Raw genomic sequence first — 14685 nt, forward strand, 5'->3', positions numbered from 1 at the left:
GACACATTGTTTTGTAGTGCTGGCTGTTAATCGTATTAAATATAATTGCTGGTTCAGCTAGTGTATAAGGTAAGCACTTAATAATAGAACGCTTAACTTAAAAGGACTAAACGAAATGCCAGCAACCATAGCTAAAAAATACCAAGCAATGCTTAACTGGCGGCCTAATTTAATTGGGCAATTTGCAATGAGTATGCTGCTTTCGCTACTGCCGCTTTCTATAGTGGTGATCGTATTTTTAAATGCGCTTAATAAGCAATTAGCGGTTACTCAAAGTATTGTGAGTAGCAACTACCAAGTTACCAAATCGTTTAACACTTTAAAGCAAGAACTCAACAGTCTTGAACGCGCCACTAGACAAAACTGGGTATTAAAAAGTGAATCGCTAGATAAGCTCATTGTCGATAAATGGCAATCATCCCTACAAAGCATTGATGAACTCAAATTTGTAAACACGAATAAAGAGTATATCAACCAATGGCAACGCTTATATACCACCTTACAAACCGCGCATGTAGAGCTTGTTGAGAAAAAACAACAGCAAGCTGAGCTATTTGTGCCAGTGAGCGATTTAGTTGCTGAGCTTACTTTATGGTTACGTGATAAAAACGAAGCGCAAATTACCAATAACCAAAAAGAGCTTACAAGCCTGCAAGCGTCATTTATAAATTGGCTGGTGGCACTTATTCCACTGACTTTAATTGTTGGGGGAGGTTTTTTATGGCGCATAAGTGGGCGGCTAAAAGGGTTAACTACGGTTATTGATAAGCTTGGGCAGGGGCATTGGCAGCAAAAAATATCTGTGAAAGGTTCAGCTGAGCTTGTTGAGCTAGGAGAAAAGCTCCAATGGGTACAAGAACAGCTTCATATGCTTGAGCAGCAAAAAGATACTTTTTTACGCCATGTAACTCATGAGCTAAAAACGCCGCTTGCTTCAATGGTCGAAGGCACTGACTTATTAACTGATGAAATAGTAGGTCCAATTACCGCTGAGCAAAAAGCAGTGCTTGAGCTTATTAGCCAATCTATGGTGCGCCTTCGTACAATGATTGACAGCTTGCTGAGTTATAATGCGATTCGCACCAGTAAAGATAGCCTAAGCGAAGTTGAATTTAGTCTTCTTATTAATAAAATTAATAGCCATTTTGAGCATCGCTTAACTGCGCGTCAGCAAGCTCTGCAGTGGCAAAATACTTTACCTAACAAACCGCTTGCTTTACCTAGTGAGCTTATTGAGATGATTTTAATTCAGCTTATTTCAAATGGCTTAAAATTTTCAGAAGATAAGCAAAGCGTTACTATTAATTTAGCGCTTGAGCAAAACCAGCTTTGTATCGTTCTACTTGATAAAGGGTGCGGTATTAAAGAGCAAGAAAAAACTCAAATTTTCAGCGCATTTTATCAAGGTAAACACAGTAAAAATGTTACGCTGCAAGGCAGTGGGCTGGGTTTAACTATTGTAAAAGAGTCTGTTGAACAGCTAAGAGGTACACTTAGTGTTGAGCATAACGAGCCACATGGTTGCCGGTTTTCAATTAAAATTCCCATAACAAAAAATCTAGGAGTTAATTAACATGCGCTTGCGTTTAATCGCTATTTTATGTGTGCTCAGTAGCAGCATGGTTATATCAGGTTGTGAAATTAATAATGGGCAAGAAGAGCGTGTGTCAATTACACCTGCACCTGTGGTCGATACAAAAAAAACGACCGACAAAAACAGTAACCCTAGTCCAAAACCTAGACCAAAAATTGAACCAAGCTATCCTCCTGCAGAGCAAGTTATTGCATGGCACGCTAATCAGTGTGGCGGGTTTAAATTGGTACCTAGCAAAAATGTTTTTACAGGCGAAAACGAGCTTAAACGCTTTTTTAAATTTATGTGCTTAAACATAAATAATGATCCAAATACGGTAATGACTCAGTTGCTAAAGCTCGATCTTGCTTACTTTTGGCCTGATGACATAAAGCAATATTTATGGCTTCAAAAGCAGCAAGTAACTATGCAAATAAATGCTAAAAAAGAGCAGCAAGCACTTAATAATAAAATGCAAGAAACCCTCTCATCGTTAGCAACGATTGAGCAGCAACTTTTACTACGAGAAGAAACGAAGGAGCAGTAACGATGGCCGCAACTAAAGTACAAGGTGCAAAAGTATTACTCGTAGACGACGACGCTAGCTTATTAAAACTGCTCGCTATTCGTATTGAATCAAAAGGATACGAAGTAACAACCTGCGAAAGCGGCTTAACCGCACTACAAATACTTAAAAGCCAAGTGTTTGACGCCGTAATAACCGACTTACGCATGGATGAAATGGATGGTATGGCACTGCATCGTCAGCTGCAAAGCCGCTACCCTGCATTACCTGTCATTATGATGACAGCGCACGGCTCAATTCCTGATGCAGTAGAGGCAACTAAGCAGGGCATTTTTGCATTTATAACTAAACCAGTGGATAAAGATGAGCTATTTGACAGCCTTGCAAAAGCGATAGAAATTCATGGTGTTAACGCCGATGAAGCTGCACCTAAAAGTAATATAGTTACGCGCAGTGGTGCAATGCTGCACTTGTTAGAGCAAGTAAAACTACTTGGGCCAACGCAAGTTAATGTACTTATTTCGGGGGCTAGTGGTACTGGTAAAGAATTACTCGCACAGGCGATTCATCAGCATAGCCATGTAAGCGGTGGCCCTTTTGTTGCAATTAACTGCGGTGCTGTACCAGGGGAGCTTTTAGAGTCCGAATTATTTGGTCATAAAAAAGGCTCGTTTACGGGTGCAATTAAAGATCACCAAGGTTTGTTTCAACAAGCACAGGGTGGCACGTTATTTTTAGACGAAATTGGCGATATGCCGCTTAACTTACAGGTTAAGTTACTGCGCGTATTACAAGAAAAAACAATTCGCCCAGTAGGTTTTCAAGAAGAGGTAGCAATTGATGTACGCATAGTGTCGGCAACACATAAAAATCTTCCTGAAGCTATTTTAAACCAGCAATTTAGAGAAGATTTATACTATCGCTTAAACGTAGTTAATTTAAAATTACCGCCACTGTGTGAGCGCCGCGAAGATATAAGCTTATTAGCACAGCACTTTAGTGCAAGCATTGCTAAGCGCATGAACCAAACTGAAAAACACTTTGCAAGCGATGCTATGCATGCGCTTGTACGTTACGACTGGCCAGGTAATATCCGCCAATTACAAAACGTAGTAGAGCAGGTTGTAGCATTAACGCCAAGCGATGTTATTTCAGAGCACTTAGTGTTAGCTGCGCTAAATAGTAACGAAACAAACGTAGAACCATTATCACTAAACGACGCTAAAAAAGAGTTTGAGCGCGACTATGTAATTAACACTTTAAAAATGGCAGGTGGTAACGTAGCTGAAGGCGCTAAGCTTGCCAAGCGCAACCGCTCAGATTTTTATAAGTTGATTAAAAAGCATAATATTGATGTTGATAATTTAGGTTAAGGAAAAGCATGCAGTTATTTATGGTGTATTTAGGTGGCCGGATTCAAGGTTGCCACATTGAAATGCATGATATTCGTTTTGTAGTAGGGGAGAATATAGAGCAAACCTACTCAAAGTTAAAAAGCCAATGGGTAGGCGACAGAAGTAGTGTTCACATGGATAGCTACATGGCAATTAATCATATTGATGGCTTTAAAGTAGAAGTTGTTGATAGCTATGTGGGGCAAAATAAACAACTCTATTTTGTAAATTTAGGCGCTTACAGAAGTGATTCCATGGCTGAGCAACATGACTTTGCACTGTATGTTGCAAGCAGTAGCCATGAAGCTAAAGAGCGCGCTAAAAACGATTTGCTCGCAGGGCTTAGTCATATTCATAAAGATGATTTACATGATGTGGACGATTGCTTTGCCATTGATTTACTCGACAGCCAGCTAAACATTAAGCTCACGCCCAGCGGTATATCGCAGCCGATAAAGCCAGACTGGTTTGGCTATCACATACTTTAAATTATAATAAGTAGCTAAAACAGAGTAGGATTAAGAGTCCTGCTTGTTTTGTTCATCCTTTTCGCTTTTAGCCGCCATTTTAAACGCCACAATAACCAACCCAAACATAGCAAACGGCAGTGCTGCCAACATGTATTCAACCAAATTACTGTCTTGAAAATTTGCTTGTAGTAAAAAGTGACCCGCCACACACATCAAAATAACCACTAATAAAATGGGTAGTAACATGAGTTCTTTTTTTGATGAATGGTTTTTCATTAATTATGAGGCTATAGCTAAAAATAATGCGCCATTGTAATGAGCTTACTTAAGCTTGGCAAATACCGCAGAATTTTTTAATTAATGATATGATTAGCGTCAAACAATTGGGCAAGTGTTATTGGGAATAAAGTGAAAAGTAACTTAAAACAAGTTTACCTCGTTGGCGGTGCAGTGCGCGACAAACTGCTAAATATAAAATCAAAAGATAACGACTATGTAGTGATTGGGGAAACACCAAAAACGATGGAATCGCTTGGTTTTGTGCCAATAGGTAGTGATTTTCCGGTTTACTTACACCCAAAAACAAAAGAAGAATATGCACTAGGGCGCACAGAGCGTAAAAGTGGCAAAGGCTATACTGGCTTTGTGGTTGATGCCAGCCCAACCGTTACGCTCGAAGAAGATTTAGCAAGGCGTGATTTAACCATAAATTCAATGGCGCTTGATGAACACGGTAATATTATTGACCCGTTTAATGGCCAAACTGACTTACAAAATAAAACACTGCGCCACACCACTGAGGCATTTGTAGAAGATCCTGTTCGAGTACTGCGTATTGCCCGTTTTTTAGCGCGCTATGGCAGTGATTGGCGTATTCACCCAAGTACCTATGCATTAATGCGCGAGCTTAAAAATAAAGGTGAGCTCAATCATTTAGTACCTGAGCGCGTGTGGCTTGAAACCGAAAAAGCACTGGGTGAAAAGCACCCTGAGCTTTATTTTGAAGCATTGCAAGGCTTGGGTATTTTTCCAGAACTTGAGCGCATGGTTAATGTACCGCAACCGGCAAACCATCATCCTGAAGGGGATGTATTTGTGCATACTATGTTGGTACTTAGGCGTGCAGCCGATTTAAATTTTAACTTGGAAGCACGTTTTGCTGCACTTACCCATGATTTTGGAAAAGCGCTGAGTTTTAAAAAATATGGAAACCTACGGGGGCATGAACGCGAAGGCGTTGCAGTTATTGAGGCGTTTTGTGAGCGCTTAAAAGTGCCTAACCGTTTTCGCGATATTGGTGTACTCACCAGTGATAATCACACCCTTTGCCATACAGTTGATCAGTTAAGGCCGCAAACCATTCACAAGCTAATAGTGACTAACCTAAATGCGTTGGTACACCCAGAACGTTTTATAGCGTTTACCCAAGCATGCCAATGTGATGCACAAGGGCGTGGTGAAACACTGGTAGATAAGCCATACCCGCAAGCAGCTAAACTGCGAGCAATTCATACTGAACTGCAAAAAATGGATAAGAAGCAAGTAGTGCAAGATGCGCTTAAAAATGGCAAAAAAGGCCCTGAAATAGGCGAAGAAGTAAAACTTGCAGAAATAAACTGCATTAAAGCATTTTTAGAACATGAGAAGTCCCAAGCGTAATAAAATCAGACTAAGTAGTGCGATACGCCTTGGTTTTTAGTCGCGTCGTGCTTTCTTAGCTCTTTGTAATTGGTGCTTTTTGGTTTTATCTCTTCAGGCTCAGGTTTTTTAGAGGGCCTGTATAAGTCAAAAATAAAGTCTAGTTCTTCACGCTCTAGTGATGGTTTCATGGGTATTCCTTCAATTTAATACTTTAATATGATGTAGGGTATGGTCATTCGACTGAATTAAAAGTGAATAGTTACATATGAAGTTGTACTAAATTGTAACCGGCAGGTTTTGAGGGATGAGAGGGGGTTGTTTGTTAATTTATATGGAGTTAAGGTAAATTAAAGTAGCTCTTTTTAACTAAAAATATACAGCTGAATTTAACTTATTGCGTACTTACTATTTGCATATAATGCTGGGGCTATAAATATAACGGTACAAATATAACGGTATAAATACAGCCCTAACCATTAGCTAACGGCAGTGTTACGGTAAACACTACACCATTACCTTGCTCGTTGTTTTGCGCGGTTACACTGCCTTTATGGTAATCGCACACCAGCCTTACAATATAAAGCCCTAACCCCAAATGTGGCTGTTGCTGCATTTGCTGGCTACGTACCGACACCATAGAGTCAAAAATATGCTCAGTGAGTCCTTCAGGTAAAGCAGGACCAGTATTACTCACTGTTAATGTTGCTTTATTTTCGCTCTGCTTAAGGCTTACATTAATAGCCGTATTGGCTTTGCTGAACTCCAGCGCGTTACTAATAAGTTTATCAAGCAGCTGGGCTATAAACTCCGGTGCACCTTGCATAGGTAATTTGCTTTGGCATACATCAAGCGTAAATAACTGGTTTGGGTAAGTAAGCTGGTAGCCTTGCATGCAACCATTTATTACTTTTTGTAAATCAAAAGGCTCAGACTCGTTGCTTTGAATACTCTGCTCAAGGCGGGTGGCTTCGCTCATGGTGGTTATTATTTTACCTAAGCGTTCAACGCCTTCACTGGCGCGGTCGAGGTATTTTTGACTCAGCTCGTTTTGTGGCAAGCTTTGCAAGTTTTCGAGTGATGAGCGCACTACGGCAACTGGCGTGCGCAGCTCGTGGGATAACCGTGACGACATATTTTCTAAGTAATCGGTATAGCCACCAAGTCGGCTTACAATATTTGAAAAACTACGAGACAGATCCCCAATTTCATCGTTAGCATCGCTGTAATTGATACTGCCGGTAACACGCCCTTGTGCATCAATTGCTTGCTCAGCAGTATCGCGCAGCCGCCTAATTCGGTTCGATATACGTGAGGCAAAAAAGAACAAGGTGACAGTCCCAATTAGCATCACAGCTAAAATAACGTTAAAGAGTTTTTCGAGCGATTTGTTACGCAGCGTACGTACGCCGTTTGTGGTTTCCTCTGCTATTACCGCGCCAATTACTTGGTCTTGAATCCAAATAGGGTAAGCGGCCGATAAAATAACGGCTTTGCTGTCGGGAGTTAAGCGCCAAGACGATGCAGGTTGTCCTTTTAATGCTTTCGCTAAATGTGTGCCCTGCATAGAAGCTACATCGTGCAGGGTATCTAAAAACTCATTTTCGGGGCGCGTTAATATTTTATAGTAAATTGGGTGTAAGTAATTTTGCTCAAAGCGCTGCCACCAAGTTTCAGGTGCTTTGTTAGCAAGTCCATCAGCCCATACGCCATCTGCATTTTGAATAGTACCCGATTGCGCAAGTACACGATGATGGTTATCAACCACCCAAATGCGGCTACCACTGTGGCCCATACCTTTTAAAATACGGCTAATTTCTGGGGAAGGGACTAATACCGAGCCCAAATCGTTTGGGTTATTTAAGTTTGAGGTTGACATTATTTTAGGCTCGAGCAATGCCTCTTTACTATCAATGTCAACAATAGCAAAGCCAAGTTTGTTGCCCAGCATGCTAATAGGAAAGCGCAGCTCTACGTTATAACCTGATTCGGTACTTTCAAAATAGCCCTGAATTTTAGTAAAAGGGGCTTTGGTATTTGCATCAAACGCATTAATCCAGCCGTCTTGGCGTGGCGCAATTATATAGGTATTAAATTGGCCGTCAGGTGTTTTTAAGCCAATTTGTAAATAATCGTTATTGGTAATGCTTAAACTATTTTTAGCGCGATAAATAAGGGTATTGTCGGTGACTTTAAATACGGCGTATAAGTAGTTATCAAATTTTCCCACCATATGATAAAACGATAAGTCACTGGCTTGATGTTTGTTATCTGTTTTTTGTAAATAGCGTTTGTCGTAGTGCCAAAATAACGGCTGGTAACTTTCCCAATCGTTAAGTTTACCGTCGAGCTGAATAGGGTTTTTAAGATTATAAGCGTATAAATCGCGACCTTTTACAACTTGGTCTAAAAAGTTGGTTTGCTCGTCAAATAATGCAGGGCGCTCATGTAATGCAGTAGCAAGTGCACGAGTGGTGCCTACGAGGGTTTTTTCTTGGCCTTGGCGTAAAAACTTTTCCATTTCCCATACGTACTCGTAGCCAAGCCACGGCAGCAAAAACAAAAAACATGAAAGTAATATAAATTTACTGCGCAGACCAAATCGTAGCATTAGTGTTGTTCCCACCGATAGCCCATGCCATACACGGTATCTATGCAATCAAAGGTGCTATCGATTGCTATAAATTTTTTACGAATACGTTTTACGTGCGAAGTAATAGTGCTGTCGTCTACATAAATTTTTGCATCGCTCATCAAATCGTTACGGCTTTTAACATGGCCTGGTCGATGGGCAAGTGAATGCAGCATCCAAAATTCGGTTACGGTTAAATCAACTAATTGTTGCTGCCAAAATACCTGCATACGTTGCGTGTCGAGCGTTAACTGCCCGCGTGTTATGAGTGCATTTGCATCAGCGGGTTGTTCAAGTGCTTCCATTCGGCGAAACAGCGCACCAATACGTGCAGCCAAGTGAGCCAAGCTTATGTCTTTTGTTAGGTAGTCGTCGGCGCCCATGCGTAGGCCGCATACGGTATCTATTTCGCTATCGCGGGCGGTTAAAAAAATAATAGGCAGTGTTTTAGAAAGCGATCGCAATGTTTGGCACAGTAAAAAACCACCATCTATTTCATGGCCTAGGCCAATATCAACAATGGCTAAATCGGGCAGGGCATTTTTAAATTCAGCTTCAGCGCTAGCGCGATTTTCAAAGCCACTGACTTGGTAGCCCTGTGCACTCAGCATTTCTATGTAGTTTTCGCGGATTGCGGGTTCATCTTCAACGATGGCTATTTTTTTCATCTTAATCATTATCCTATCGGCTCTGTTGTGCACTATATCGAAGTTTTTAAGCTAAGTACGCTTAAAAAGGCAATTGCCATTTTTTTGCCACAATTGCTCAGCAGTTTGCCATTTTTGATCCCCTTTGTTGCCACTTGAGCTTGTTTTAATAGGTCCATCAAAACAAAACATCACAAATTAAAAAGTAAGTTTAAGGAGCACATCATGAAGAAGACATTAATCGCATTAACACTGATTGCTAGTTTTTGTACTCCAGCAATTGCCTCAACATCTAACACGCCATCAAAAGAAGCCCATAAAGAAACGGCTATTGGGCTAGGTGCAGGCGCTATTATTGGCGGCGTAGTAGGCGGGCCAATAGGTGCGTTTATTGGGGCATTTGCCGGTGGTTTAATAGGTGATTCAAAAGTAGCTGATAACAAAATTGCAGAGCAAGAGCGTGCAATTACGGTTATGAAAGAAAAAACCAGCGATTACCAACACGTGCTTAACCACAACAATATGTTAGAGCAACAGCTAGAAGTGCTTGCCAATCAAAATGAGCAGTTAACTCAAGTTCAAATTAATAACTTATTGGCGATGACGGTGCAATTTAAAACAGGTTCAAGTGTTATTGCCCCGCATTTTGCGCTGCAGTTAGACCAACTGGTTACCTTGTTAAACAACCAACCACAACTCGCACTTGATTTAAGTGGCTTTGCCGATCAACGAGGCGATGAGCAAGCCAACCTTTTACTTTCCAAAGCACGTGTAAATGCCGTGCAAAGCTATTTAATAAAACACGGCGTGAGCCATAAACGCTTAAGCACGCAGGCATTTGGCGAGCAGCAAACATTGGCTAACAGTAACACGGTGGAAGATAACTTTTTTGATAGACGCGTAACGCTTACCACTCGCTCAATGAACTCAGTAAATGGCCAAACGGCGAGTAACTAAACCTAACTGAATCTAAGTAAAACAAAGCGTTCGATGGAGTGATTTTATGTTGAGTAAACCGACCAAAATGCTTACTAAAGTAAGCATTTTTATATTCATAGCGATTGTGCTGTTAGCGAGCTTCAAAAGCCATGCGCAATCACCCAAGTTAGAGCTTTTTGATAGCAATGGTGCGCCAGCAGGCCCAGCAATAATATTAAAAAGCGACGCCAATATGACCTTAACCGGCCTAATTAATCATGTTGTAGTTACGCAAACTTATCAAAACGAAAACCCGTTTGCGGTTAATGCGCGCTACGTTTTTCCATTGCCTGATGAAAGCGCCGTACATGCCATGACTATGCGTATAGGTGAGCGAGTCATTAAAGGCCAAATTGATAAAAAGGTAGAGGCCGAAAAAAAATACGAGGAGGCTAAAAAAGCAGGTAAGCAAGCGGCCCTTGTACGCCAGCAACGCGCCAATATGTTTATTACGAATGTGGCAAATATTGGCCCTGGTGAGCAAGTAATTATTGAGCTTGAGTATCAAGAAATAATTGATTACAGCAGCGGCACATTTGCTATTAGATTTCCTACTACCATTACACCGCGTTATCACGCGATTAGTGGTGAAGTTGAGGTGAGTACTCAGAACCAAACGCACTTTAACTCACTCCCAACGGGATGGTTAAGCCCTGTTTACAGTATTAAAAGCAGTAATCAAAATGATAACGTACCAAGCAGCCAATTTAGCTTAAACATAGATATAGACGTAGGCTTAGAGCTGGTGGATATCAATTCTAAATTTCACAATGTTGATGTGCAAAACACCGCGTTTGGACAATATAAAATAGCGTTAAATGAGACAAATGCAGTTAATCGCGACTTTGTACTTGAGTTTAAACCGCTGCAAAAAGAGCAAGCTCAAGCCGCATTTTTTACTCAGCAGTTTGAAAATGGTGACCGATACGGACTTGCTATGCTAATGCCACCAGGGGATCACTTTACACAAACACAGCGCTTACCTCGTGAAATGGTATTTGTAGTTGATACGTCAGGCTCTATGCATGGGCAATCTATGGAGCAAGCTAAAAAAGCGTTGTTTTATGCACTTTCATTACTTGATAGCGACGACAGCTTTAACATTATTGGTTTTGACAACATAGTAACTCCAATGAGCGATAAACCACTTATAGCCAGTGACTTTAATTTACGCCGTGCAGAGCGATTTATTTATAGCCTAGAGGCCGACGGTGGCACTGAAATACAAGGTGCGCTTAATGCCGTACTTGATGGTAGCGAGTTTGATGGTTTTGTGCGCCAAGTTGTATTTTTAACTGATGGCAGCGTAAGTAATGAAGATGCATTATTTAAAAATATTCAAAGTAAATTAGGCGATAGCCGCTTATTTACAGTGGGTATTGGCAGCGCACCGAATAGCTTTTTTATGCGCCGAGCGGCAGATATAGGTAAAGGCTCATTTACGTTTATAGGCAGCACAAGCGAGGTGCAACCTAAAATGCAGCAGTTGTTTGATAAGCTTGCACATCCGGCTATTACTAATTTGGGGCTAAGCGATGAAAGCGGTAACAGCTTAGATTTTTGGCCGTCACCACTACCTGATTTATATTTTGGTGAGCCTATCATGGTCGCCATAAAACTTAATAATGCTAAAAATGTGGTACTTGCTGGGCAAACAGCACAAGGTCCTTTAAGTATTAAATTAAGTACACAAAATAGCTCAAGCGCTCAAGGTATAGCAAAACTGTGGGCGCGCCAAAAAATCAAGTCATTACTTTTATACAACGAGCAAAATACAGTTAAAGATGAAGTACAGGAGCTTGCGCTTACTCATCAATTACTTAGCCCGTTTACTGCTTTTATAGCGATTGAACAAACTCAAATAAAAGAAGTGGCAGAGCAAACGGCGCAAGCTACTAATGCAGTACCACAAGGTATGGCAATGCGTTTACCGCAAACCGATGGGCAAAGCAGGTTACATATATTACTAGGCTGTATTTTATTATTGGGATTTAGCGCCCTTAAAATAAACCGATCATTTAAGTTAAGCAGGGCACGTAAATGAAAAAGTGGCTAAGCGCGGGTTTACTAATAGCTGGGCTTGGATTATTTGGTCACGGCGCTTATATGCAGGCAAAAGCGTGGCTTGCTCAAGTATTAATTGAGCAAGCATGGCAAGAGGCGCTTAAATCACCCGGCATTAAAGTAAAACCGTGGTATTACGCCGACAGCTACGTGACTGCAAAGCTTGATTGGCCAAGCCATAATAAAACATTAAGTGTATTAGCTGGAGCGAGTGGTCGCAATTTAGCGTTTGCGCCTAGCCAATTTTTACCCGCAGGGGAGCTGGGCGGAAAAGAGTTTGGAAACGAAAAAGGCGCGCTAATAGCAGGGCATAACGACACCCACTTTGCATTTTTACAACACGCCAAAGTGGGAGAGGCGTTTACTTTGCAACTGCAAAGTGGGGTGATTCAAAATTATAAGGTAACGGGGATTGAGGTTATTCATCAATCCCAAAACTCATTTTTACAAACACCTGGGCTGTATTTGCTTACCTGTTACCCTTTTGATTCACTTGCCTCGGGTACTGATTTAAGGTTGCTTGTATCTGCGCAAATGTCTTCGCCTGATTCGCTAAGCGGTATATCAACCACGAGTTCTTGATGGCGCTGGCTTACCATTACGCCAATAAATACCACAAATATGCTCAGCCATTGCCAAACGTTGAGCACTTCCCCCAAAATAATAGCTGATAAAATAAGTGTAAAAATAGGAATTAAATTAGAGTACGCAGCAGCGGTTAATACTGATACTTTGCTAATTGCATAGTTGTACATGCCGTAGCCGCCAAGGGTTACACACGAACCTAAATACAAAATGCTCATGAGCGCAGTTAAGTCGTGTTGGTTTTCGCTTGGTAGGTCGATAAAAAATAAAAACGGCGCAAAAAACAAGCTGCCGCTAATACCTTGCAACGCAATTAAAGTCAGGGGTGAGTAGCGATTAGCTAAATGTTTAATACTTACGGTATAAAATGCAGCGCACACCATCGCCATAAGCTCTAAAAAGTTACCTAGTAACGGATTAGGTGCTTGGTCGGTACTTGGTGAAAGAAGCGTAAGTAAAATACTGCCGCCAATACACAGCGTAAAACCGACAACAATGGCTTTGCTTATATGCTCTTTAAGTAATACAAAGGCAAGCAACGCAATAATAATAGGTAAGCAAGAGACAATAACACCGGCCTGCGAGGCTGATGTGTATTCCATTGCATGGCCTTCAAATAAAAAGTATAAGCAAGGCTCAGCAAGCGACATACCCACTAAATACTTCCAGTCACCTTTTAAATACTCAAACCGAATAACGTAGCGCCATAAACAAAGCGACAAAACTAACGTGGTGAGCATGCGTAAAAATATCACCAATGCAGGGTCGTAAATAGTAATGGCGTATTTGAGCGCAATAAAAGAGCTGCCCCATAAAAAGGTGGCAATAATTAAACATAAACTGGCAGGCATAGAGAGTAATTTACTTAATTTAATAAAATCAGATCCTAGCATGAAAATTTTTAACTTGTTCAAAAATACCGAGCTGGTATAAATTAATTCATCTTTAATTAATCAATAGTAAAAAGCACATGCAAAGGGAACAGGTAATAGTTGTAAAGCTTGGAACAAGCGTACTCACTGGCGGCACCGATAAGCTAGACAAAGCACATATGGTTGAATTAGTACGCCAATGCTGCGAGCTTAAAAAGCAGGGGCATCAGGTTATTTTAGTGTCGAGCGGCGCGGTAGCTGCTGGGCGCGAACAACTATTAAAACCCTGTGGCAGAAGCTTAATTGATAAACAAATGCTTGCTGCAATTGGACAAGGTCAACTTATTCATATTTGGCAGAGCTTGTTTGCTTTATATGGGGTAAATGTAGGGCAAATGCTGCTTACCCGCGCTGATGTAGACGACAGAGAGCGCTACCTTAATGCCCGCGATACACTCAATGCGTTATTAAATTACGATGTTGTGCCCATCATTAACGAAAATGACGCAGTCGCTACCAGTGAAATAAAAGTAGGCGACAACGATAATTTATCGGCACTTGTTGCTATTTTGGCTAATGCTAATAAATTATTGCTACTTACCGATCAAGAAGGGTTATTTACCAGCGATCCTCGCACCAATGCCGATGCCACCCTCATTGGTGAAGTAACACATATAAACGATGAGCTGCGCCAACTTGCTGGTGGCAGTGGTACAAACTTAGGTACTGGCGGCATGGCAACCAAATTACAAGCAGCCGACATTGCAAGGCGTGCAGGCGTTGAAGTCATTATTGCTAAAGGCGCTGGTAAAAACGTTATTTTAAAATGTATGAGTGACGAGTTACCTGGTACACGCTTTTTAAAACTCACCGCCCCAAAAGATGGCCGTAAAAAATGGCTACTAGCTGGGCCTAAAAGTACCGGCCAAATTGTTATAGATGCAGGTGCTATTAGTGCCCTTCAAAATAAAGGTGCAAGCTTACTTGCTAAAGGCGTTACTAATGCATTTGGACGTTTTGAAAGAGGCGATTTAATTGATTTAATAGATACTAAAAATCAAGTAATTGCACGTGGCTTAACGCGTTTTAGCAGTACCGAGGTAAATAAAATCAAAGGCGCACACTCAAATCAAATAGGTGAGTTACTTGAATACGATAGTGGTGCAGAAGTATTGCATCGCGACGACTTAGTATTACTTTAATACCTATTCTAAAGGATTAGTTAATAAGTATTACCTCATAACTTAGTAAATTCATGAGTATTGTCTAGACTAATAAAAGTTTAATTAGTTTAGGCAGTGTAATG

General features: G+C 41.0%; 14 protein-coding genes. 9 read left to right on the forward strand and 5 right to left on the reverse strand.

The genetic code is table 11. The features are described from left to right. Positions 1–115 precede the first annotated feature (115 nt). Genes H5072_RS02305 through H5072_RS02320 form a run of 4 tightly spaced genes read left to right on the forward strand, consistent with a single transcriptional unit; the run spans position 116 to position 3981 of the window. Positions 116–1573, forward strand: a complete 1458-nt coding sequence (locus tag H5072_RS02305; RefSeq protein WP_182692548.1) for a sensor histidine kinase KdpD — start codon at positions 116–118, stop codon at positions 1571–1573. Between the two features lies 1 nt (position 1574). Next, positions 1575–2120 carry a hypothetical protein gene (locus H5072_RS02310; protein WP_182672836.1) on the forward strand — a complete coding sequence of 182 codons (546 nt, stop codon included), beginning with the start codon at positions 1575–1577 and terminating at the stop codon, positions 2118–2120. Positions 2121–2122: 2 nt separating this feature from the next. Next, entirely contained in the window at positions 2123–3472 is a 1350-nt protein-coding gene (locus tag H5072_RS02315) for a sigma 54-interacting transcriptional regulator (protein WP_182692549.1), read from the forward strand. 8 nt (positions 3473–3480) lie between these two features. Next, positions 3481–3981, forward strand: a complete 501-nt coding sequence (locus H5072_RS02320; protein ID WP_182692550.1) for a DUF1543 domain-containing protein — start codon at positions 3481–3483, stop codon at positions 3979–3981. A gap of 30 nt (positions 3982–4011) precedes the next feature. Here the strand turns inward: H5072_RS02320 and H5072_RS02325 are convergent, their stop codons facing one another. Next, a complete protein-coding gene (locus H5072_RS02325; protein ID WP_182692551.1) occupies positions 4012–4239 on the reverse strand; it encodes a hypothetical protein in 228 nt (75 codons plus the stop codon). A gap of 132 nt (positions 4240–4371) precedes the next feature. On the opposite strand from H5072_RS02325, the gene H5072_RS02330 reads away from it, so the two are divergent. Beyond that, entirely contained in the window at positions 4372–5622 is a 1251-nt protein-coding gene (locus H5072_RS02330) for a multifunctional CCA addition/repair protein (RefSeq protein WP_182692552.1), read from the forward strand. Positions 5623–5627: 5 nt separating this feature from the next. Here H5072_RS02330 and H5072_RS02335 read toward each other — a convergent pair whose 3' ends face one another. The 3 genes from H5072_RS02335 to pdsR all read right to left on the reverse strand — a co-directional run bounded on the left by H5072_RS02335 (position 5628) and on the right by pdsR (position 8901). Next, positions 5628–5792, reverse strand: coding sequence for a hypothetical protein (locus tag H5072_RS02335; protein WP_164487638.1), 165 nt, complete (start codon positions 5790–5792; stop codon positions 5628–5630). Between the two features lie 281 nt (positions 5793–6073). Beyond that, positions 6074–8212: a proteobacterial dedicated sortase system histidine kinase gene (gene pdsS / locus H5072_RS02340; RefSeq protein ID WP_182692553.1), complete on the reverse strand. Its 2139-nt coding sequence runs from the start codon at positions 8210–8212 to the stop codon at positions 6074–6076. Next, positions 8212–8901 (reverse strand): proteobacterial dedicated sortase system response regulator, encoded by a 690-nt coding sequence (gene pdsR / locus H5072_RS02345; protein ID WP_182692557.1) that lies wholly within the window; start codon positions 8899–8901, stop codon positions 8212–8214. Before pdsR ends, pdsS begins: the two co-directional genes overlap by 1 nt. A gap of 204 nt (positions 8902–9105) precedes the next feature. Between pdsR and pdsO the strand changes: the two genes are divergently transcribed. From pdsO to H5072_RS02360, 3 genes are read left to right on the forward strand one after another with little or no spacing between them, the layout of a single operon-like run. Further along, a complete protein-coding gene (gene pdsO, locus H5072_RS02350) occupies positions 9106–9837 on the forward strand; it encodes a sortase-associated OmpA-like protein PdsO (protein ID WP_182692554.1) in 732 nt (243 codons plus the stop codon). 46 nt (positions 9838–9883) lie between these two features. Continuing rightward, positions 9884–11902, forward strand: coding sequence for a marine proteobacterial sortase target protein (locus tag H5072_RS02355; RefSeq protein ID WP_182692555.1), 2019 nt, complete (start codon positions 9884–9886; stop codon positions 11900–11902). After that, a complete protein-coding gene (locus H5072_RS02360; protein ID WP_182692556.1) occupies positions 11899–12504 on the forward strand; it encodes a class GN sortase in 606 nt (201 codons plus the stop codon). Before H5072_RS02355 ends, H5072_RS02360 begins: the two co-directional genes overlap by 4 nt. Here the strand turns inward: H5072_RS02360 and H5072_RS02365 are convergent. Beyond that, on the reverse strand, positions 12399–13358 hold the full coding sequence (locus H5072_RS02365) for a DMT family transporter (protein ID WP_182692558.1): 960 nt from the start codon (positions 13356–13358) through the stop codon (positions 12399–12401). The two genes, H5072_RS02360 and H5072_RS02365, sit on opposite strands and share 106 nt — an antisense overlap. Before the next feature lie 119 nt (positions 13359–13477). Here H5072_RS02365 and proB point away from each other — a divergent pair, with 119 nt between their 5' ends. After that, a complete protein-coding gene (proB, locus tag H5072_RS02370) occupies positions 13478–14581 on the forward strand; it encodes a glutamate 5-kinase (RefSeq protein WP_024597326.1) in 1104 nt (367 codons plus the stop codon). Positions 14582–14685 lie beyond the last annotated feature (104 nt).

The organism is Pseudoalteromonas sp. SR45-5 (assembly GCF_014163565.1).
Classification (GTDB): Bacteria; Pseudomonadota; Gammaproteobacteria; order Enterobacterales; family Alteromonadaceae; genus Pseudoalteromonas; species Pseudoalteromonas distincta.